At 53.7% G+C, this 21,331-nt stretch carries 16 protein-coding genes, 1 tRNA gene and 5 pseudogenes; 10 read left to right on the top strand and 12 right to left on the bottom strand.

Annotated elements, in window-relative coordinates:
- Window positions 1–170: 170 nt before the first annotated feature.
- On the bottom strand, window positions 171–1,112 hold the full coding sequence (locus PSH73_RS16805) for a hypothetical protein (protein WP_305460967.1): 942 nt from the start codon (window positions 1,110–1,112) through the stop codon (window positions 171–173).
- A gap of 344 nt (window positions 1,113–1,456) precedes the next feature.
- On the opposite strand from PSH73_RS16805, the gene PSH73_RS16800 reads away from it, so the two are divergent.
- Window positions 1,457–1,525 (top strand) — tRNA-Pro (locus PSH73_RS16800).
- 69 nt (window positions 1,526–1,594) lie between these two features.
- Here the strand turns inward: PSH73_RS16800 and PSH73_RS16795 are convergent.
- From PSH73_RS16795 to PSH73_RS16780, 4 genes and pseudogenes are all read right to left on the bottom strand, one after another.
- Window positions 1,595–2,264 (bottom strand): annotated as a pseudogene (locus PSH73_RS16795) (hypothetical protein).
- Window positions 2,150–2,551: a hypothetical protein gene (locus tag PSH73_RS16790; protein WP_258571527.1), complete on the bottom strand. Its 402-nt coding sequence runs from the start codon at window positions 2,549–2,551 to the stop codon at window positions 2,150–2,152. Before PSH73_RS16790 ends, PSH73_RS16795 begins: the two are co-directional and overlap by 115 nt.
- 660 nt (window positions 2,552–3,211) lie before the next feature.
- On the bottom strand, window positions 3,212–3,886 hold the full coding sequence (locus PSH73_RS16785; RefSeq protein ID WP_220172417.1) for a response regulator transcription factor: 675 nt from the start codon (window positions 3,884–3,886) through the stop codon (window positions 3,212–3,214).
- Between the two features lie 69 nt (window positions 3,887–3,955).
- On the bottom strand, window positions 3,956–4,558 hold the full coding sequence (locus tag PSH73_RS16780) for a hypothetical protein (protein ID WP_128592925.1): 603 nt from the start codon (window positions 4,556–4,558) through the stop codon (window positions 3,956–3,958).
- A 227-nt stretch (window positions 4,559–4,785) separates the two neighbouring features.
- Here PSH73_RS16780 and PSH73_RS16775 point away from each other — a divergent pair.
- Window positions 4,786–4,981: pseudogene (locus PSH73_RS16775) on the top strand (IS5/IS1182 family transposase); the annotation flags it as partial.
- 145 nt (window positions 4,982–5,126) lie between these two features.
- Here PSH73_RS16775 and PSH73_RS16770 read toward each other — a convergent pair.
- Complete coding sequence (locus PSH73_RS16770) at window positions 5,127–6,353, bottom strand: S9 family peptidase (protein ID WP_220172416.1); 1,227 nt, start codon at window positions 6,351–6,353, stop codon at window positions 5,127–5,129.
- Window positions 6,354–6,796: 443 nt separating this feature from the next.
- Between PSH73_RS16770 and PSH73_RS16765 the strand changes: the two genes are divergently transcribed.
- From PSH73_RS16765 to PSH73_RS16735, 7 genes and pseudogenes are all read left to right on the top strand, one after another.
- Window positions 6,797–7,225 carry a hypothetical protein gene (locus PSH73_RS16765; protein ID WP_220172415.1) on the top strand — a complete coding sequence of 143 codons (429 nt, stop codon included), beginning with the start codon at window positions 6,797–6,799 and terminating at the stop codon, window positions 7,223–7,225.
- A 174-nt stretch (window positions 7,226–7,399) separates the two neighbouring features.
- Window positions 7,400–9,634 carry a ZirU family protein gene (locus PSH73_RS16760; RefSeq protein WP_220172414.1) on the top strand — a complete coding sequence of 745 codons (2,235 nt, stop codon included), beginning with the start codon at window positions 7,400–7,402 and terminating at the stop codon, window positions 9,632–9,634.
- A gap of 325 nt (window positions 9,635–9,959) precedes the next feature.
- Window positions 9,960–15,182 (top strand): hypothetical protein, encoded by a 5,223-nt coding sequence (locus PSH73_RS16755; RefSeq protein ID WP_305460964.1) that lies wholly within the window; start codon window positions 9,960–9,962, stop codon window positions 15,180–15,182.
- Window positions 15,183–15,444: 262 nt separating this feature from the next.
- Window positions 15,445–15,724, top strand: a pseudogene (locus PSH73_RS16750) (transposase); the annotation flags it as partial.
- Between the two features lie 637 nt (window positions 15,725–16,361).
- The gene (locus PSH73_RS16745) at window positions 16,362–16,925 is read left to right on the top strand and encodes a hypothetical protein (RefSeq protein WP_200660413.1); all 564 of its coding nucleotides are present in this window, start codon (window positions 16,362–16,364) and stop codon (window positions 16,923–16,925) included.
- Between the two features lie 24 nt (window positions 16,926–16,949).
- On the top strand, window positions 16,950–17,327 hold the full coding sequence (locus tag PSH73_RS16740; RefSeq protein WP_057960160.1) for a hypothetical protein: 378 nt from the start codon (window positions 16,950–16,952) through the stop codon (window positions 17,325–17,327).
- Window positions 17,328–17,406: 79 nt separating this feature from the next.
- Window positions 17,407–17,583: pseudogene (locus tag PSH73_RS16735) on the top strand (DNA adenine methylase); the annotation flags it as partial.
- Window positions 17,584–17,592: 9 nt separating this feature from the next.
- Here the strand turns inward: PSH73_RS16735 and PSH73_RS16730 are convergent.
- Window positions 17,593–17,907, bottom strand: a pseudogene (locus PSH73_RS16730) (SOS response-associated peptidase family protein); the annotation flags it as partial.
- Window positions 17,908–18,067: 160 nt separating this feature from the next.
- On the opposite strand from PSH73_RS16730, the gene PSH73_RS16725 reads away from it, so the two are divergent.
- Window positions 18,068–18,382 (top strand): tail fiber assembly protein, encoded by a 315-nt coding sequence (locus PSH73_RS16725; RefSeq protein ID WP_258571526.1) that lies wholly within the window; start codon window positions 18,068–18,070, stop codon window positions 18,380–18,382.
- Window positions 18,383–18,518: 136 nt separating this feature from the next.
- Here the strand turns inward: PSH73_RS16725 and PSH73_RS16720 are convergent, their stop codons facing one another.
- From PSH73_RS16720 to PSH73_RS16700, 5 genes are read right to left on the bottom strand one after another with little or no spacing between them, the layout of a single operon-like run.
- Complete coding sequence (locus tag PSH73_RS16720; protein WP_128593367.1) at window positions 18,519–19,364, bottom strand: hypothetical protein; 846 nt, start codon at window positions 19,362–19,364, stop codon at window positions 18,519–18,521.
- Between the two features lie 5 nt (window positions 19,365–19,369).
- Entirely contained in the window at window positions 19,370–19,903 is a 534-nt protein-coding gene (locus PSH73_RS16715) for a fimbrial protein (protein WP_057960158.1), read from the bottom strand.
- Window positions 19,904–19,911: 8 nt separating this feature from the next.
- Window positions 19,912–20,415 carry a pilus assembly protein gene (locus PSH73_RS16710; protein WP_220172412.1) on the bottom strand — a complete coding sequence of 168 codons (504 nt, stop codon included), beginning with the start codon at window positions 20,413–20,415 and terminating at the stop codon, window positions 19,912–19,914.
- Complete coding sequence (locus PSH73_RS16705) at window positions 20,412–20,912, bottom strand: fimbrial protein (protein WP_169990221.1); 501 nt, start codon at window positions 20,910–20,912, stop codon at window positions 20,412–20,414. Before PSH73_RS16705 ends, PSH73_RS16710 begins: the two co-directional genes overlap by 4 nt.
- On the bottom strand, window positions 20,905–21,318 hold the full coding sequence (locus PSH73_RS16700) for a fimbrial protein (protein ID WP_240435929.1): 414 nt from the start codon (window positions 21,316–21,318) through the stop codon (window positions 20,905–20,907). The genes PSH73_RS16705 and PSH73_RS16700 overlap by 8 nt, the downstream gene beginning before the upstream one ends.
- Window positions 21,319–21,331 lie beyond the last annotated feature (13 nt).

Below are 21,331 nucleotides of genomic sequence, written 5' to 3'. Positions count from 1 at the left end.
TTGAACGGACTATAAAGCTGATGGCAATCGTTGCCCCGCCGCCCGGTGTTGCACTTCCTAGCCGATTTTTCCAGTTGTTCTGCGTCTGACGCTACTGGTAACCCCTCACCCTATGGGCAAGCATTGCTAGTGATGCGGTGCCTCAAGTCAGCGCTCACGGGGTGAGATCATTAGATATGTTTTGCATAGTTATTGATTGCCTTGCCGTTATTGCTCTTTGATAAAAGATCTTTGAAGTTGACTCTGTCGCGCATCAATTTTTCAATTCCTTTCTGATAACCGACGAACTCCAATGTGCTGATCATGTAGTTCTCAACACAAAGATATCCGTCAATGGCTTTTAGAACAGTGGGGATAAATCGCACGTTGCCTACGCCAGGCACAAGTTTGGTGTTTTTATCATAAATAATATGTTCAATATCTTTTATGCTGAAGAATGAAATAAGTGAGAATATTTTTTGGCAAAAAAATGCATATGAATTACGTGATTCATCAGAAGGGGCGTGTTCAATAGCTATTTTTAGCTCCTCTCTTGCATTTATGATGCTTGCGATCTGTTCGTCAATCACTTTTATTTTTAGGCGAGGTGTGCCATCAGCGGGTTCTCCTGCAAAAAGTCGATTATGTATGCGAGGGTTGATTCTATAGTCAACTTTAAGCCCGCCGGGGAATTTTGTATTACCTACCAGTTCATAGTAAGAAACAAATTCTCTCCGGTGAAGATAAAAAAGTTCATGTTTGTTTTTTTCTATCTGTCTAGCTGTTTGGGCTGTGGAGTGCAGCTTGGTTACTAGTGCTGCTAGAGGGATGGAAAGCGAAAGGAGAGCGATAGGTAGTTTGCTTATTTCAATGAATTTATTGAAGCCTTCAATACTTAAACTTGGCGTTTGGGTTTTCCAGACTGACCACCCGAACAGTGTGAAGTATATAATTGGCGTCAATACTACTATCCAAAATAAAGCTTGTTTTGATAGGCCGTGGTCAGGATCTAACCAAATGGTTTTTGGCCATGAATCATTGTTTTTCTTAATGCGACTAATTGTAACGGTTGCCATAATGGCTAATGCAATCGGTGGGCAGGTAATATATAAAACTAGAATAATGCAGTCCATGAGAGCTCCGGTGCTTGGTCTGATCCTGATTGAATGATATCTCTTTGCCACGTCCTCGGTTCTATGCAAAAAGTCACTGACTGAAAAAATAATCGAGACTCCCCTCATCACTCGAGAGCTATTAGCTTGAGGTTGATCGTCTGGGGGCCGGTATTGCGGCCTAGTTCTACAAGCGAACGCCAGACGTGTCAGGGGTGATGCGGTGATTGGTGGGTGTTCGGTCGGCAGAACGCCGTGAGGTAGCCAAAAAAGGCTCAGTGACTTTACGAGTGACTTCGTAAATTACGGCTCCGCACTGTTAGGCATCGTTGCAGCGAGCGCCAGGCGCGAAGCCTTGTATTTAGCGGGTTGTAGAGGTGTCCGCTTGCATGGGGTGCTAGGGGTCGAGTGTTCGAATCACTCCGTCCCGACCATATAATTCAATGACTTAGCCCAATCTGAAAAGATTGGGCTTTTTCATGCGTAGGGACTTTTGCGGGGGCTCATCCCGTTTTTCTCCTCAAGATTGTCAGCGTCGGCCCGCGAGAGTCAGTATGCAGATACTTTGTTCTCAGCTTCAATCAGATGTTGCACCTCCGGGGTAGAATAGTGGCTCGTAATGCTGCCGTTCTTATGCCCCAACAACGCTTTACGATCTTCCTCTGTCACGCTTACTGCACGTAGCCTTCTGCCAAAGGTGTGTTTGGTCGTGAATCTTGATTGATCTGAACCCAGGGTGTGCCGGCGCCTGGTGGGTCTTCTCCCACTTGTCCGCTGCGCGCACCCCGGCTTTCTCACACTTCGCCCGCCGAACCCGGCAGGCATCAGAAACACGCTGGTGTTCAACGCCGGCACTCGTGTTTCCCAATCCCATCGCAATTTGCAGACTTCCTGTTCCCGGCAGCCGGTGTTCACTTTAGAGAGGGCCATCCTCAACAGGTGGTCCGGCAGCTCGGCCAAAAGCATTGACTGCTCATCCCATGACAGGGGGTAAGGCTTCCTGCTGGATTTCTTTTCCCCCATCATTGAAATCATCGGCACGCTTTCCAGCCGATGGATCAAGTACTGCTCGGCTTCTTCCCTCTCGCTTGCTCCAGTGCGTTCTTGAAGTCGGCAACCTCTGACGACTTTGTCGATGTGCCCAATCCTGCTCCTCTCGTAGAGGCCCGACATTGTTTTTCGCGCCATTGTTTTGCTCCTTGGCGCCCACTGCGGGGCGGATTGTTGTCCTGATTGGTCTGCTTTTCAATCGCCTTGGCTTCGATGTAGGCGTCTGCCCACTGGTCCAGTTCATGACGGTCGAAGGCAACGCCCTGTTTCCCAATGGGGAATTCGCGGACGTGGGGGCGCACGGTGTTCTTGAGTTCTTCCCGGCACATGCCGAGATAAGCAGGTGCGTGCATCGCCCGAATGAAACGCGGCGCGGTCTCTAGGGCTGGCGCCAGCTTTGTGTTGGCCATAGGAATGCCTCGCCACGCCGTTGCCGGGTGGATTGATTGAAGGGGGGAGGGGTTACTTGGTTTTGAGTTCGGCGCTCCGCGAATCTTGGTGGCGCGGCGTAGGACGGTTAACCGCCTCTGTCGACGTCAGCTAGCGGGCCACAAAGGTGGTGCCGGTGGACCTGTGAGCGGATTGAATGGAGTGCTCGCCCCCAGTGAGCGCTGATGGACAAGTTCGCGACGCTATTACACCGGTCATTCACCGAGCCCCGCCATCACGTTGGCTCGATCCAACGCGGCCTTCAAAAAGTCACGTCTTCGGGGCCGATGTTGAGGCTCACGCCCGGCGAATCACGATTGTCATTCAGGAAGCCACTAACGATCAGGCGCATCTACTCGCTGTGGTTACATGGACTTCTCGAAACGCCTGTTCTTCACCGCTGCAGTCCGCCAGAAATAGCGCAAAAATGGTGGTGGCCATGGTTTTTAGCCGTCACCATACGTGGCAATCTCGATATTTAGCGGGCGGCTACTTGGGCTGTCAGAGTGTGATGATAAACGCCGCCACCGCCATAATCGCCAAGCAGCCAAGAATCTCGCCCGTAACGGGCATCAATAAGGTCAGGGACGCCACCGCCAGCAGGGCGGCTACGAGCATCCATCCTACGCGCCGCGAGCCCATCATGTGCAACGCTGCGTGAACAGGTAACCGTGGCCGCGCACGGTGTCGATCGGCTTAAAGCCGGTCCGGCCTTCGATTTTGCGCCGCAGTCGGTACACCAACACCTCGATGACATTCGGATCGCGCTCACCGTCTTGCGGATAGAGTCCCATCAAGTGTTCCTTGGCCACTACCTGCTGATGATGGCGCATCAGGTACTCGAGGATGCGGTACTCGTAGGCGCTTAGGGCCAATGGCTGCTCATCGAGAACCGCCTGCTTGCGATTAAGGTCGAGCGACAGCGGTCCGGCGACGAGAGTCGATTGGGTAAACCCGCCGGTGCGGCGCAGCAAGGCAGCCAGCCGTATGTCCAACTCTTCAAACCGAAAGGGTTTGACCAGGTAATCATCGGCCCCGGCGGCCAGACCTTCGACCTTGTTCTGCCAATTGCAGCGCGCGGTGAGGATTAGAACTGGAAAACGCTGGCCCCGGGTGCGCAGCTGGCGGATCAGTTCCTGCCCACTCATATCCGGCAGGCTAAGGTCGATCAGCGCCAGGTCATGGTTGAATTGCTCAGCCCGGTACAACGCCTCTTCGGCGTTGCTCACGGCTTCAACCAGGTAACCGCTCTCGGTCAGGCGCGTGTGCAGGTGATGACGCAACAACGCGTCATCTTCAACGACCAGCAATTTCATGACGCTCTCCTTGGAAACCTACTGACGAGGCACACCGATGTACCTCGTCAGCTTGACGTCGGACGCTGGTTAAAACGCGTAGTTGGCCGCCAGGTAGGTCTGAGCGCTGCTGTTGAGTTTCATCGAACCCTGTTTGCTGCCGCCGTGCTCGTTCAGTTCGGTACTGGCGTTGGTGCGCAGGTAGCGGTAACCCAGTTCCACCGAGGTGTTTTGCGATACCTGCTGCAGTACACCTACCTGAGCGCCGATGGTGTAACCGATATTGGTGTCGCGGCTGAAGCCGGACGATTCCTGGCTGACTTTGGTCAGGCCGGCCGAGGCACCGCCGAACAGTTTGGTATCTTTGCCCACCGGCAAGAACAGGTCGTAGCTGCCGAGCAGGTTTTCCTGACGCTGCTTATACGCATGGTGCGAACCCGACACGTTGTCATAGGTGGCGTAGTAACGGCTGTCGTCGCTTTGACGGCCGACGCGAAGACCAAAGGTGTGGTCCTTGTGGATTATGCCGTCGGCGCTTGGGTGGTTGAGGTTATCGTTTAGTGACTTGGATTTACTGACCTGGTTGCTGGTCTGGCCATAGGTCAGGCCAGCGAAGTTAGTGGTCTCCGCCTGGGCCGTGGCACTGGCGCCCAGTACGGTGAAGGTCAGCAGCAATTTTTTTAAGGAGGTCATGAGGAAATTCCTAATGCGCTGAGTGCGCTGTGGGGGATGAAGCAAGGTTATGTCCCCCGTCCTGAATACCCGCTGAACCCCTGCTGTACCTTAACTGAACCAGATCAAACGATTGTTTGAAGAGCCAAGTTTATTCTTTGGAATGCGCTGCTGGAATCCGGAACCACCAGAACGGAGCGGGCCTGTCGTCTGGCGTGCCACGGGGCCACGTCTATTGCCTCATCAGCAAACGCAAGATTGAAGACGGCAAGGCGCAACTGTGTGTCAAGGTTGAGAACCCCTTTCCGGTGATCAAGGTGCGCTTCAACCAACGCAAGGTTCGTTACCGTGGGCTGAAAAGAATACAGCGCAAAGTTGTTCAGTCTATTTGGGTTGGCCAATTTGCTGCTGGCCAAACGGTTTTTGCAACGGGCGACGGGATAAAACCGCCTGAAAGCGAGATGAGCCCGCGAATCAGCAAAATGAGGGCAGAAATCGCCCTCAGAAACCCAGAGTAAGACCGATGGGTTGAAAAAGGACGGCCTGGAAATGGAGGGCGGCGTGAGCGGATTAATTACTCGGCGCCTCCTTAATGGTTTTTGTCGTCGAATACTATCTTCCATAGTGGTACTGCAGTAGCAAATGTACCACGGTGAGTGGTTAGCCCTGTCGAAATTGCCTCTACCTGTGGGTTGCCATTTCCTATGGCTTGTTGATAGACCATCGGTAATCTGCCCAGGCCGATAGTAATCGCCTCATCAGCTTCGCCATAATAATTTTTCACTAGGCTTTTAATCACCCATCGGTAGGCTTGTGTGTCAGCAATTAATCGGCCATAAGCCGATGCTGCAAAAAACTGAGAGTTAAAATATTCTTTCTTAATTAGCTTCCGTAAGTCCGTGGGTATGTCGGCTGGGTCGTACTGCTGCCTCTCATACGCTTTGCGAGAAACTTCAAAATAGTCTTCATTTATTATTGATCTAGCCAAGCCAGGGATTCCATAATAGTGTTCAAATGAAAAGCTCGAGAGAATAAATAACGTAGGTACCCAGTCGGCATCGTTGGCTCTCGGGAAGTTTAGAAAACCACTCAGCGTTATGAAAATATCAGTTGGTGCACTGGCAGTCACTGCTGCCTGCACGGGGATGTTTGCCTTTTCTAACTTTTCAAGAAAGGCCATCGTGACGAAGCCGCCTTGTGACCAGCCAGCTAAAAATAAATTACGTGTATTGATTTGCATATGGCTAAGGACTGCTTTACTGGCGACCAACATATCGTAACTGGATTGCTGATGGCTAGCCTTCACCATATAACCTTCTGGCTCAGTGGATTTTCCCAAACCAAAGTAATCTGCACCTATGACGATATAACCCTGCCCGGCAAACTGAGCAATCATTAGCGCCGTTTCAGTCGATTGCTCGGGAAAAGAAGGGACTTGTTGCTTGCCATAGACTGTGCCGTGTTGATAAGAAACAATTGAAAGGTTAGAAGAATCTATATCTGGTATTGCAAGTAGTCCTGTGGCTATAGTGGGTTGATTGCCACGCTCTGGTATAACTGAAGGGTAGGTTATTCTATACAAGCTTACGCCGTTTGTTGCAGGTGAGTATTTCACAGTGACACCGAAAAATTCAGGCGCAAGCTGCTGGAGAATATTATTAAGCTTGTTCGGGGACCAATACCCAATCAATTCAAGTTTTACTTCGGATGAAACCACTGTTAATGTCTGTGTGCTTTTTGCCTGAGCAGTTGTTGCCAATGGCAGTAGAAAAAAAATAAGTGTCACTGCATGCACTAGTTTGTATAGGTGGTTCATGGGATTTCCTTGTGTTGGTGTTCAAGATTTTTGATATTGGAAATAAATATTATCTTTTGATGTCTCTCGATTTTTATGGACGCTCCGATCAACTTGCCGAAAAGTGGCGGCAAGTTGGTCGTAGCATCCCTAAGCGACGGTTTCTTTTTTAACCGCCCCCCCCGATTTCTATCGCGGCCACTCCAGTAACCGAAAATTGACCCGCTCGCTCGAAATGCTGCCTCTTAAAGAGCAGAGCTCTCAGCAGGGAGTGTCCGTTCTTCCTGTCGACGGTCAGTGGTAATCAGGAATCATTGTCCTACAATACTTTCGGGGAAAGTAATGTTTCCGAGCCGGTTTGTGCACGAGCCTGTGAGAAGTGGTGAATTCACATTAATTGAGCTTCTGTCTTGCACTGTGTTTGCCGAAACTAGTCCATTATTGGTGTCAAAGTTTGAAAGGTGATGAAATTGAAAATTTACTTTCGGGTGATTATAGCAATTACAGCTGCATATGCCTCGCTTACATGGGCTGCCCCTGAGTTGCAGGTGAAGTTTCACATGGGCATTGGCAACGGTAAGACCCAGGAGGTCGGCGGCACCCTTGTTAATGTAGGGGATGCGCCTATTACTCAAGGGTATCTGGTGATTACGCCTATAGCGACCCAATGTCACCCCAAGGCAAGCATTCTCTATACGTTTGGATTGTTAGCTCCCGGTGAGGAGCAGCCGTTTCGCGTTCCGGTTATCGAACGTTTTTCCAGCTATCGACTGCAGATGGGCGCTTTTGATGAACAAGGGTTTGCTGTTACGGCCAAGGATGCCAATCAGGCCATCCTGGATGGACGCATTGGCGAAGAGCGCGAGAAGTGTAACGCCGCTCGAGAGAATTAAAATCATAAAATGTTAAATGAGTGTTTTTGGTTCTTGCGCCATTTCATTGTTGGCGCATAACTGCGCTTCACTGTGCAGCCACTGAAAGTAAGCAATGAAGTCCAAGTGTTGGACTATTAAGGAGGCCTGCACCTTTGGGTGCTCGCTTGATAGATTTTTCTTGGGTAGAGTTTAATGATTTTCTTTCAAAATAAAAAAGCGTTCACCTATTTGACCCTGCTGTTCTTTACAGGTCATATCGCCTCGTCGGTGGCTGCGCCTTATCAGAAAACTGTCGCGGCAGAGCAAGTTCTGCAATACATTATCTACCCACCGGTTCAAGGTGAGACATTACAAGCTATTGCCGAACGCTTTTCTCTGCCGGTCAGTGCATTGACATCATTGCGCGAACAATTTAAAGCCTACGGCTGGTCATCCAGCTCGGTACTAGTACCTTATAGTCCGCAGGGTGAGGCACGGCTGTATAGCAATTACCTCGTCTATCAACTCAAGCCCGGTGAAACCCTGGCCGCAGTTGCCGGAAAATTTAACCGTTCCACTCGTGAACTTTCAGCCTTAAACGGGCAGGTTATGCTGGCCAGCAAACTGGCCACGCTCCAGGCAGGCGACTTCATTTTGGTGCCCGGTCCGGTGGGCTTTGCAGGCAATGGCAAGCTGAGTGCGGCACAGCTCAAAGAACAGGATCAACTGACCAGTGCCTTAGCGCAGGAGGTGGTGGGTGCTGCCCAACTGTTGGGGGCCAACCAGAAAAAAGGTGCAGACCCAACCGGGATGCTGACTCAGCGTGCCATGGGCGGGGTGACCGGCGGTGCGTCTCGCGAGATCGAGAAGTTCCTCGGCGCCAATGGCACCGCTAAGGTCGGAATCCAGGCCAACGTCAACAGCGGCCAGGTCGGCTACTCGCTGGATTACCTCCAGCCGTTGTACGAGCGTGACATCGACATTGTCTTCGCTCAAATAGGCGCACGCACCTTTGGCGAACGCAATCTGGCCAACGTCGGACTGGGGTATCGCAAGCAAGTGGACCCGCATTGGGTATTGGGGGTAAACGGCTTTCTCGATCAGGACATGTCTCGCAACCACACCCGTGGCGGCATCGGAGGCGAAGCCTGGACCGATCAGGCGCGCTTCTCGGCTAACTACTACGCCCCACTCAGCGGCTGGAAACACTCCAACGATCATCGGCTGAACAGTAATCCAGACACCCGCTTCCTTCAGGAACGTGCCGCTAAGGGCTGGGACGCTAATGTGGAAACCGCGATGCCCGGCATTCAACAGCTGTCGCTCTCTGGTAAATACTTCCAGTGGCAGGGCGACCGCGTCGACGTCTCAGGTAGCCGTAGTCAGACGGAAAAAAATCCTAAAGGCTATACCTTGGGTGCCAAGTATCAACCGATCCCTTTGCTTAACTTGAACGCTCAACATACCAAAGTTACCGGTGGCCTTGGGGGCTGGGAGCTGGGCATGGGGCTGACTTGGGACTTCGATAAATCACTCAATGAATTGCTTGATCCGGAAAAAGCTATTGCCCTACGCCCACTGGCACAAGCCAAGACCGATATCGTCAATCGCAACTACAACATCGTTCTTGAGTATCAGGAAAAAGACAAGTATGCGCCGCTGACCTTTGCGCTGAGTAACATGAGCATGATGGTGGGAACCAGTGATCCTGGTATGCGTGTTCAAGGCGGGCGCCAAGGTTTGGTGACCTACTCATCCTCTGACCCACTGGCACTGAGCGTCGACTCCGTGACCGGTGTGTTGAGTGCTCTGGTGCTTGGTACGGTGACCATTACTGCCGTTGAACACGATGGAGCCGGTAAAGTTTTCGGTTCAGCCAGTTATACCGTCACCGTAACTCCCAATACCTTGGTGCCGGCAGTTAATGTAACGGCCATCAATGGCAGCCTCAGCGTGGGTTCGACGTTAACGGGGGTCTATACCTTTACATCTAACGGCGGTGAGCCCACCGACAAATCAACAATGGTTTGGCTTAACGGCGGCCATACCGAGACTGATAACACCTATTTGCTCGACGGTGCCGACGTTGGCAGCGTGTTGACGTTTCAGGTTACCGCGCAAAACGGTGCTGGAATTATCGGTAATACCTCCAGCATGAACACGGCCAGCTCAATTGATACACAGATCCCGGTAGTGATCATTCAGGACCACGCCGGCAACACGTTGAATGGTGTTCCTTTGGTGGGTGACGTACTCACTGCGATGGTGGTGTGTGCCACTAGTTGTAGTGCCAGTAGCTTCCTCTACCAATGGGAAGAAGAAACCACCCCAGGCAGCGGCGTGTATGTCGATGTGGCAGGGGCGACGGGACAAACCTTCACAATCCAACCGGGGTATCAACTCAAGCGGGTTCGGGTGACGGTTGAATCCCAAAAAGTCACGCCCTAGATGACGCATTCACTGCGGTCACGGGTTCACTGGACGCGCTGAAGGGTACAGATGAAGGGTTATGAGGCTTTGTCCCAGGGACATCTGTGCCGTGGCAGTGGCCCTGCAACTGCTGTGGTGGGTGGGCAAATGGCGGGATGTCACCGGATGCCCGGCTTGTTACGGATCTTGTTTTTAACCTAGGTGTGGTGGCCAGGCGCGTAAGCCGCGGATGCGTAGGCAGAGCAGTGGACGTTCGATAGCAGTCTTCTGCCGCGCAGAGCGTCTTCTCGGTGCTTGGTCTTTTGAATATTCGAATTCTCTTTTTCAGGTTTAGATAGCGCTCATGAAGTTATTCAGAAACAAGATCACCGCTGGAATATTGATTGCATCGCAATTTATGTACGGTGTGCCGGTGTATGCGGAAAAATACACTTCCGAGCCCACTTCTCGGATTAACGGGCGAGCCCCGGTCGCCAGTAACCTTGCGTTTGACAAGCTGATACCGGCATTTGGCGACACCGTTACGCTGACCTATGATTTTAGCGACCTGGATGGGGACTTGGAGCAAGGGACCACAGTGCAATGGCTGCGCGATGGTCAACCTATTCAAGGCGCAACTGCGTTCAGTTACACCGTGGCTGAGAGCAACGGTGATCGTCCAGGCGAACGGCTGAGCGTAGAGGTCACGCCTAGGACCGACCCTGCGCGCTCCGAGCCGTCCGTGGGCCAAGTCGCAAGCCTGGAGACAACTGTGTACGGTGATCCAGCGGCGAAGCCGGTGGTCTCTGATTTGAACATCGTGGGTAAGCTGAGCATCGGTGAAGCCCTGACCGGCGTGTACAGCTATGACGACAACGGCAGTGGCTCGGCTGATGCGTCGACCTATAAGTGGGGTGTGAAAGACTCGACGGCCAATGGTGTTGCGAGCGGCGATCAGGTCACCAACAGCGGTGTGGTGCCAGGTTATACCCTACGTGATACCGATGCCGGTCAGGTGCTGGAAGTGTCGGTGCAGGCGAAGAACCAGGCCGGCACCGTGGGCAACACGGACACCAAGACGACGGCGAACTCGACCGGTACCACCGGCGGTGACGGTGCAGGGGGTGTGATTAACCTGAACGTCGCCCCGGTCATCGCTGACCTTACGATCAACGGCAAGCTGAATGTGGGTGAAAACCTGACGGGTCAGTACACATACGATGCCAACGGCAGTGGCTCGGCTGATGCGTCGACCTATAAGTGGGGTGTGAAAGACTCGACGGCCAATGGTGTTGCGAGCGGCGATCAGGTCACCAACAGCGGTGTGGTGCCAGGTTATACCCTACGTGATACCGATGCCGGTCAGGTGCTGGAAGTGTCGGTGCAGGCGAAGAACCAGGCCGGCACCGTGGGCAACACGGACACCAAGACGACGGCGAACTCGACCGGTACCACCGGCGGTGACGGTGCAGGGGGTGTGATTAACCTGAACGTCGCCCCGGTCATCGCTGACCTTACGATCAACGGCAAGCTGAATGTGGGTGAAAACCTGACGGGTCAGTACACATACGATGCCAACGGCAGTGGCTCGGCTGATGCGTCGACCTATAAGTGGGGTGTGAAAGACTCGACGGCCAATGGTGTTGCGAGCGGCGATCAGGTCACCAACAGCGGTGTGGTGCCAGGTTATACCCTACGTGATACCGATGCCGGTCAGGTGCTGGAAGTGTCGGTGCAGGCGAAGAACCAGGCCGGCACCGTGGGCAACACGGACACCAAGACGACGGCGAACTCGACCGGTACCACCGGCGGTGACGGTGCAGGGGGTGTGATTAACCTGAACGTCGCCCCGGTCATCGCTGACCTTACGATCAACGGCAAGCTGAATGTGGGTGAAAACCTGACGGGTCAGTACACATACGATGCCAACGGCAGTGGCTCGGCTGATGCGTCGACCTATAAGTGGGGTGTGAAAGACTCGACGGCCAATGGTGTTGCGAGCGGCGATCAGGTCACCAACAGCGGTGTGGTGCCAGGTTATACCCTACGTGATACCGATGCCGGTCAGGTGCTGGAAGTGTCGGTGCAGGCGAAGAACCAGGCCGGCACCGTGGGCAACACGGACACCAAGACGACGGCGAACTCGACCGGTACCACCGGCGGTGACGGTGCAGGGGGTGTGATTAACCTGAACGTCGCCCCGGTCATCGCTGACCTTACGATCAACGGCAAGCTGAATGTGGGTGAAAACCTGACGGGTCAGTACACATACGATGCCAACGGCAGTGGCTCGGCTGATGCGTCGACCTATAAGTGGGGTGTGAAAGACTCGACGGCCAATGGTGTTGCGAGCGGCGATCAGGTCACCAACAGCGGTGTGGTGCCAGGTTATACCCTACGTGATACCGATGCCGGTCAGGTGCTGGAAGTGTCGGTGCAGGCGAAGAACCAGGCCGGCACCGTGGGCAACACGGACACCAAGACGACGGCGAACTCGACCGGTACCACCGGCGGTGACGGTGCAGGGGGTGTGATTAACCTGAACGTCGCCCCGGTCATCGCTGACCTTACGATCAACGGCAAGCTGAATGTGGGTGAAAACCTGACGGGTCAGTACACATACGATGCCAACGGCAGTGGCTCGGCTGATGCGTCGACCTATAAGTGGGGTGTGAAAGACTCGACGGCCAATGGTGTTGCGAGCGGCGATCAGGTCACCAACAGCGGTGTGGTGCCAGGTTATACCCTACGTGATACCGATGCCGGTCAGGTGCTGGAAGTGTCGGTGCAGGCGAAGAACCAGGCCGGCACCGTGGGCAACACGGACACCAAGACGACGGCGAACTCGACCGGTACCACCGGCGGTGACGGTGCAGGGGGTGTGATTAACCTGAACGTCGCCCCGGTCATCGCTGACCTTACGATCAACGGCAAGCTGAATGTGGGTGAAAACCTGACGGGTCAGTACACATACGATGCCAACGGCAGTGGCTCGGCTGATGCGTCGACCTATAAGTGGGGTGTGAAAGACTCGACGGCCAATGGTGTTGCGAGCGGCGATCAGGTCACCAACAGCGGTGTGGTGCCAGGTTATACCCTACGTGATACCGATGCCGGTCAGGTGCTGGAAGTGTCGGTGCAGGCGAAGAACCAGGCCGGCACCGTGGGCAACACGGACACCAAGACGACGGCGAACTCGACCGGTACCACCGGCGGTGACGGTGCAGGGGGTGTGATTAACCTGAACGTCGCCCCGGTCATCGCTGACCTTACGATCAACGGCAAGCTGAATGTGGGTGAAAACCTGACGGGTCAGTACACATACGATGCCAACGGCAGTGGCTCGGCTGATGCGTCGACCTATAAGTGGGGTGTGAAAGACTCGACGGCCAATGGTGTTGCGAGCGGCGATCAGGTCACCAACAGCGGTGTGGTGCCAGGTTATACCCTACGTGATACCGATGCCGGTCAGGTGCTGGAAGTGTCGGTGCAGGCGAAGAACCAGGCCGGCACCGTGGGCAACACGGACACCAAGACGACGGCGAACTCGACCGGTACCACCGGCGGTGACGGTGCAGGGGGTGTGATTAACCTGAACGTCGCCCCGGTCATCGCTGACCTTACGATCAACGGCAAGCTGAATGTGGGTGAAAACCTGACGGGTCAGTACACATACGATGCCAACGGCAGTGGCTCGGCTGATGCGTCGACCTATAAGTGGGGTGTGAAAGACTCGACGGCCAATGGTGTTGCGAGCGGCGATCAGGTCACCAACAGCGGTGTGGTGCCAGGTTATACCCTACGTGATACCGATGCCGGTCAGGTGCTGGAAGTGTCGGTGCAGGCGAAGAACCAGGCCGGCACCGTGGGCAACACGGACACCAAGACGACGGCGAACTCGACCGGTACCACCGGCGGTGACGGTGCAGGGGGTGTGATTAACCTGAACGTCGCCCCGGTCATCGCTGACCTTACGATCAACGGCAAGCTGAATGTGGGTGAAAACCTGACGGGTCAGTACACATACGATGCCAACGGCAGTGGCTCGGCTGATGCGTCGACCTATAAGTGGGGTGTGAAAGACTCGACGGCCAATGGTGTTGCGAGCGGCGATCAGGTCACCAACAGCGGTGTGGTGCCAGGTTATACCCTACGTGATACCGATGCCGGTCAGGTGCTGGAAGTGTCGGTGCAGGCGAAGAACCAGGCCGGCACCGTGGGCAACACGGACACCAAGACGACGGCGAACTCGACCGGTACCACCGGCGGTGACGGTGCAGGGGGTGTGATTAACCTGAACGTCGCCCCGGTCATCGCTGACCTTACGATCAACGGCAAGCTGAATGTGGGTGAAAACCTGACGGGTCAGTACACATACGATGCCAACGGCAGTGGCTCGGCTGATGCGTCGACCTATAAGTGGGGTGTGAAAGACTCGACGGCCAATGGTGTTGCGAGCGGCGATAAGGTCATCAACAGCGGTGTGGTGCCAGGTTATACCCTACGTGATACCGATGCCGGTCAGGTGCTGGAAGTGTCGGTGCAGGCGAAGAACCTTGCTGGTGTAGCCGGCAATGTGGAGACCAAGACGACGGCGAACTCGACGGGTGGCACAGGCGGCACAGTGATCGACTCCTCCAAGAAGCCGCAGATCGATAAGCTGAGCATCAGCGGTATTCTGGATCAGAATCAGGTACTGACAGCAACCTATACCTACAATGATCCGAACGGCGGGTCGGATAGTTCGACCTATGCATGGGGCCTGGTAGGCACAACAGAAGGGGCTGTCGACAATTCGACGGACGTGGTAACTGGTAACGGCACCGTGCAGTCGCCGCCCTTGGATCTGGCGACATATTCTGGTCGCGTGGTGGAATTGACAATGTTGCCTAAAAATAATCTGGAAGTACCGTTGATTGGCAACAAGGTAATGGCTACTACAGAGCTCCCCCCTAGTGTCACTGATCTGAAAATTAAGCGACCTACTTCCGAAGGATATACCGTCATGGTCGGTCAGACCCTAGAGGCAGAATTTAAACCCGTTGGCAACAATATCGGAGTGACGAATAAGATCCAATGGTACCGGGCTGCGAATGCCATTCCTACGGCTACCAACAAAACCTACCAGCTAGTCTTCGCCGATCAAAATGAGACTATTACCTTTAAAGTGACACCGGTTTCAACGACAAACTTGAATGGTGTAGAAAAAATTTCTGCCTCGCTAGGGCCTGTCGCAAGTGCGATAAGACCGTTCATTCAACCAAAAGCGAAGCGGATGTCATGGAACGCAGCAAGAAACTTTTGCGCATCCCGAGGAGGAAAATTGGCAGAATCAAGCGATTTACAACAGATATTTACCCGTTTAACAGGTGCTGCGCCGGCTGGTTCGGAAAACGCGCAGGGTAATAAAATCATGAACACTATCTACGGATGGCCGTTCACAGAGGACGCTCCGGCGTACTATTATTGGGCCAATGATCAACCCTCTAGTGAAGAAGGTTATGCTGTCGACATGAATAATGGCTATAGAAGCAAAAACTATACAGAGACTAACATGCAGGTGGCCTGCATTGCTGGTTCGAGATAAGTGAAGTTCAAGCGAGATAACCGGGTTTGCTAACGATCTATTGAAGTGCTTGGTGGTGTGCGAGCAAAGTCGCAACTATGGTTTTAGGGAGGGACTGCCGGCAACGGCATGTCCTTTCTGGCTTCACCGGTTTCAGAATGGTGGTAAGTTTTGGTGGCGCGTGCCCTGCGCAAAAAAAAACGGCATTTGTTTTCAATAGGGAAACTCCGAACAAGCCCCCAAGTATGCTGAAATACAGCCTCACACCTGCCCAGAGTGCTTCATGAGCCAGCTGAGCTTTTCCGATTTCGAATACGCAAGCAAACACGCCGCGATGGATCAGGTCGTGCCCTGGAGCGGTTTACGGGCGTTGATACGAGCCTTATTATCCGAAGGCTGGCGGTGGCCGCAAACCGTATCCGCTGGATACCATGCTGCGCATTCACTTGCGGCAAAACTGGTTCTTGATCCTGCCATGGAAGAGGCGCTGTATAATCACGCCCATCCGCCAGTTTGCGCACTTGACCCTGAGCGCGCCGATTCCTGAGGATATGGTAGTTGTGAGGTAAATGGTCACCGTAATAAGAGACCACATCCCCAACGACCATAAACGGTGTAAATCCTTCATAGCCACCTTCTGCGCCTTTATAATTCACATAACCACAGACTCCTTCATAGCTTTTACCACTAGCGAAACGCCCCTTGAATTTATAAATAGTTTCAAATTTCGCGGAGTCGGGGTCTGAAATATGTCTGAGCAGCTTCCTTTTTGCATCGACGATTTCGGTCTTGCTTGCAATAGAGTGCTCGACTGTAGGGGGAGCAGGTGGCGCTGGGGGAGGGAGAAGTCCGCAACCTGTAAGTGCAAGAGTGACACCAGCTATGGTTATTTTCTTTAACCTTTTCCAAAATCCTTTTTCTAGTGCTTTAGCGCCGAATCAGCATCGTAATGTGCTAATTCGATGTGTCGATAGAGATGCACAGCACCGCCTTATCGAATCCTGCTTGGGAATCCATACTGCGACAAGAGTTGTGATTTTTTTGTTCCTGCTTAGTCGCCGAAGCGCATGACCGACTGTATCGCGATGGTATTGGCGTAGAACTCTCTTATGAATAGTACGAATGTGCTAGATGGCCCTTTGCCTCATGTCCAGGGTGTGAAACTATTTTCTTCAAAAATAACGGCAAAGGGCCGCCCCTATGATCGCTTTTACAAGGCATCTCCTGCCTGCCGCATTACTGTGTAGTGCCCTCGCTGCCCAAGCGAGCGAAGTGCTGAAGGGCGACTTCTGGGTCGTTCACTACCAGGGTGCCTTGGGCAAGAATCAAGTGTTCATCGCAGACGGCGACCCCACTCACATCGTCAATCGTCCAGGTGGGGCGAAATCATTGGGTGTCTATCAACTTTACGAAGAGCCCGGAAAGCCCGACTTCACCTCTTACGATGTCGAAATCGATTGTGCGAAGAACCGCGTGCGAGTAATGGGTGCAGCGGATTTCCGCAGCGTGTTCAATGGGTTTCGCGATGCGAAGTATTCCAGACAATGGCAGAGCAAACCTGACGCCTGGCTGATGCAAAGCCGTGACTTTGTCTGTAAGCCGACTGAACGCCAGGCCAAGAAGATGGAGCACTTGGGTGTGATGTCCGCGTCGCAAATGAGCAAGGCAGGGCCGCACTTCTTCGAGATATTGAACCGCGAGGCCGCCAAGACGGCCATCCTGCAGAAGATAGATGACGGGTTCGCGCAGATGCCTGCCAAGTAACGCGACCTTCAGGGAGAAGACCTTATGAACCGATTGTTTATGTTGGCCTTGCTCGCCACCTTGCTCAGTGGCTGTGCATCATTGTCGGCCAGCAGTACCTGGAAAGATCGCCCGGTGGGCGAACTGATCGACTTCTTCGGTGTGCCAAGGCAGATCATGGTGGCGCCGGAGGAAGATATGGTAGTGCTTAGGTATGTACGTGACAGTAGCTATGTCTCACGTGAAGCAGCGGGTACTTACACGGGGCCGCAGAACGGGCAACTTGTGCACGCAGAATACTGGGAAGACGTACAACACTCAGGCAGTTGCGAGATCAATGTGTTCGTCAACAGAGCGCGACTGGTGCAGAAGGTGCGGACGAAAGGGCGTTGTGTAGCGGTCGAGATGGCACCAGTAAGGTAGCGCATGGGCCACTGGCAAGAAGAGGGGCGGGTCTAACTATACGGAGCGGCCTTGCGAGGTGCAGGATTTTAGCGAATGGCATGAATTCATGCGCGCCTGCGAAGACAAGGTGATGGTAAGCATCAATGATCATCCCGAAGTCCGACGGGTGTTTAAAGGGTTCCGCATGGAGGCGATGGATATCCGTTACAGCAGGGCCAACCCGAGGAAGGGTGTAGCAGAAAAAACAGGCGAGCTGGCTATTATGAACTGGTAATGGTCACTATCAGCGCATTGGTGCAATCAGCTCAGGCCCTTTGCTCCGTACGTTGCCCACGGCTTTCTCGACTTTGAACCATTCGAACACCTCCGATGATTTGCCCTGGTGCAATACCATCTGCTCGGCACGCTCCTTGGGCGTGCCCGGGTCCAGACATTCCCTGGCCAACTCCGGCGTGAGCACCACAGGCCGCCGGTCGTGAAGGTCTACCATGCCGCCGGCGCTGTCGGCGGTGATGATCACAAAGCCGTCATGCTCGCCTTGGCCTTCATCTGCGTCGGGTAGCTGGCCTACGGTCGCGCACAGCACCGGCGCGCCATCTCCATGGGGAATTCGCGGACGTGGGGGCGAACGGTGTTCTTGAAAACCGCTCGGCATATGCTGAGATATGCGGGGCTGCCGATGCCCTGATGAAACGCGGCGCGGTTTCTAGGACCGTCGCCAGCTTTGTGTTGGCCATAGGAATGCCTCGCCACTCACCATGGCCAAAGAGGGCGAGTCGTACGATTTGAAGGTCATGATCACGCTGCACATCCTGGTGCCGGATCTGCCCCCACAGGAAGAGCTGCCGCCACCTGCGCTTGATCCTGTGGTGGCTGCACAAACCCAGATCGCGCACTTGCGAGCCGAGGCGGATTACGCAATCAGGCACCTGCAGGATGCAGTCGATATCGACGACGCTACAGCGGCAGAGCTGACGCCCCTCAAGGCCTGTAAGAAGTACCGCGTGGTCCTGAGCCGCGTGCCTGAGCAGGAAGGGTACCCGCTCGCAATTGATTGGCCCGCCGCGTCCTAGTACCGCGCTGTTGATCTCGGAACTCAGGTGTGGCAACGGCGGTTTCAAAGTATTTCGTACAGGCCCTGGGCGATTATTAAACAGCGTTACTGGATCACGGAAAGCGCTTTTTTTACAAGTTGCGATCACACGCAACTCAAGGCGGTGAAACGGTAATCACCGTGAAACCGGTGAACTTGCCGGGTGTGACTGCTCCCGTGGGGGTACTCAGTGTCGAGGTAATGTCTAATTTGCTGGTTTGACCATCAGTAACATTCACATTGATGCCTCTAGTCGCGTCCTTGCCATTTACGGTGATCTTTGAGAATAGAGTCCAATAGTCGTCGAGTTGCACGCCTAAAGAGTTTGTCCTGGATGCTGAAACTGTAACGTTAGTTGAGCCTCGGCACTGCAAATCGAGCTGGGTTGAAGCCTTTGCTCCTGATAATTTATTGTCGGGAAGGCTTCCATGGTCAATAGTGGCATTCCCCGATATTTCGCATTGAACTGCTACAGGGCCAACTCTGGCGCATGGCCCGAAAGGATTATAGGCGCCGCCGACACTGGGGCCGACTCGGGAGTACGTAAATGTTATGCAGATATTATTATCGGCATATTGACGAGGAACTAGAATCGATCCACTTAGAGGGATTCTAAATCCTTTCATCTGTAGGTCTGAGAGTAATTGGCCCAAAGTAGACGCGCCATGGCGAACAGGTACCTCCCAAGAGTTGTACTCTCCTACATAGATAATCGAATATGGCTGCAGCGCAGCAATGCCAATTGTGCATAAAGTTAATTGTGGGTCGTCGGATGCGCAAGGGCTCGGGCTGGTGTCGCCAGTTGTCCACCCGCTTACTAGGAAATAATAGCGCACCCCGCCCGATTCTATACGACTGTCTGTTGTGGTGAGGGTGTAGTAGGCCTGTGCTTGTAACGCTGAGGCCCATAATAGTATCCCAGCGAAAACTTTTTGCAGCACCGTTACGGAAATTTTTTTCATGTTGATTACTCGTAACTTAGGGAAAAAGTAAGAGATGCTTCAAAATCACCAAGCCCTAGGGCGTGATTAGCAAGTGCCTTGGGCTCGCCTTGCAGGTAAGTATTGAAGCTGAGCAAATTGTCGCCGATAGTTAGCGGCCCCATGCGGTGAGTCTTGTTCAATGGCAGGGCAGTGCCACTTTTAGTTTCCAGCCCGACCAGCAGACCTTTTACTGTGGCGCTTTGAAGCACCAGCAGCCCGGGAGGCTCTTTGCTTTCATTGCCGCTGAAGGTGATGCTGACCATACGTTTGCCGACATCCGGGTCACAGTTGGTCAGGTGTAGTTCAATCGGGAGACCCTTAGTTCTGCCGTTGAGATAAAGATCCTTGTCGATTACGGTGCTGAAGTCCCGCAGAATCTCCCTGTCATTCTCCGCGAGCACACAAGGTTCATTAACCAACGTGCCAGAAAAGTACAGGTTGTCCGGTGTCGCCTGCGCTGCAGGCAACCATAGGCTTACAACTAACCAGGCACTTAAGGTGGTCGTGTACTTACCCATAGATACTCCTAGTATAGTTCGGCCATCAAAAGCGCTGAGGCGGTAAAGTCAGTGCTGGGCAACTGAGCAGCGGGGAGCTTTACCGGTACGGCTTCGAGCAGCGGTGGCGTCGATGCGCTGACATCGATCTCTCGAGATTCGTTCGGAATCAGCACCGTGCCACCGAGCAGTACTTTGATGCCTAGGTTGTCCACCGAGGTCTTCAGGGCAGTAGGCTCGAAGTCTGCGTACGCTCCTTTGAGAGTCAGGCGCATGTGCCAGGCGATACCAGTGCCAGCCGCACCCGGACATTCGATCTGATAGGCGATCGCCTGGCGATAAAGCTCACCATCAATGCGATTGACGGCGATATTGCGCTCGAAGTGCACATCTATACGGCCACCCTTATTGCTAATAATACAGACGGGGGGCGCCAGCAAATTTCCGGTGAACTGCAGATTGTCTTGGCCCAGACTCGGAAAGCTTAGGGCGGTGAACCATAGTGCCGGTAACATGTAACCTAGTGTCTTCATTGATAGTCGACCACAAGGGTTGCGCCAGCTCTAAACGGACCCGCCTTGATCTCGCTGTTCTGGCGTTTAACCAACACCGCTTGCAATAATGGCTGCCTGCGAGAGTCAAAGTTTGCCCAGGTGTTGATTGCCAGCGGTTCACCGTCTTTTGTTAACGCGATGCCGAGATTTTCATACCCTGGGACTCTCAGCAGCGTGGAGTTGAAACCCGCGTCGTTACCGCGGATTTGCAGGCGTAGATCATTTGTCAACGAGCGTGTGCAGTCGAGGGAGTAGCCCAGGGTAATAGTTTTGTAATGTCCATTGATGCCCGTGGTCTGCACATCGCCAAACGACTGAGTAATAGGTTCGTTTTTGTTAATAACACAAGGAATTGCGGCATATACAATACCTTGAATTCTTACTGCCCGCTCGTTAGCGGGAGAAGTAGATGCACAAGTAACTAGCACGGCGAGAAGTGCAGTTTTTCCGACTTTCATCGCGGGAAATTCAATCATACGTCAGGTACACATTTAGACTGGCGCGAAAGGCGCCGGGGCGTAAAGCGGCTGCGGTGCGTTCAGGACGGATGTAGTACGTCAACTGGCTCTCTCCAGGCGAGACGAACCAGGCCGGTGCAGTGCGGCCTAGGCGTACGTCGTTGCCTTGGACATCGAGTACACGCAGGCCGAAGCCCTCGGCGCCAACCACCTTGATCAGGTCGGGGGTATCGGCATCCGCGACCGCGTTGAAGGCCAGTGTAGCCACCGGTTCAATCGCGCTCCAAACCAGCGTGCCTTGCTGATCATCACGTCGACCACCATCGCTACGCACACAGCCTTGCAACTTCAGCTGCATGGCCACCGGAGCGCCCTGATCGCCAATGCGTGAAAGGCGCGCAGTGCTCAGGTCTCCCAGCGACAAGGTCTGATAGGCG

This window comes from Pseudomonas sp. FP2294 (genome assembly GCF_030687625.1).
GTDB lineage: Bacteria > Pseudomonadota > Gammaproteobacteria > Pseudomonadales > Pseudomonadaceae > Aquipseudomonas > Aquipseudomonas shahriarae.
Note: the sequence above shows the minus strand (reverse complement) of the source record. Positions and strands in the feature narration are given on the sequence as shown.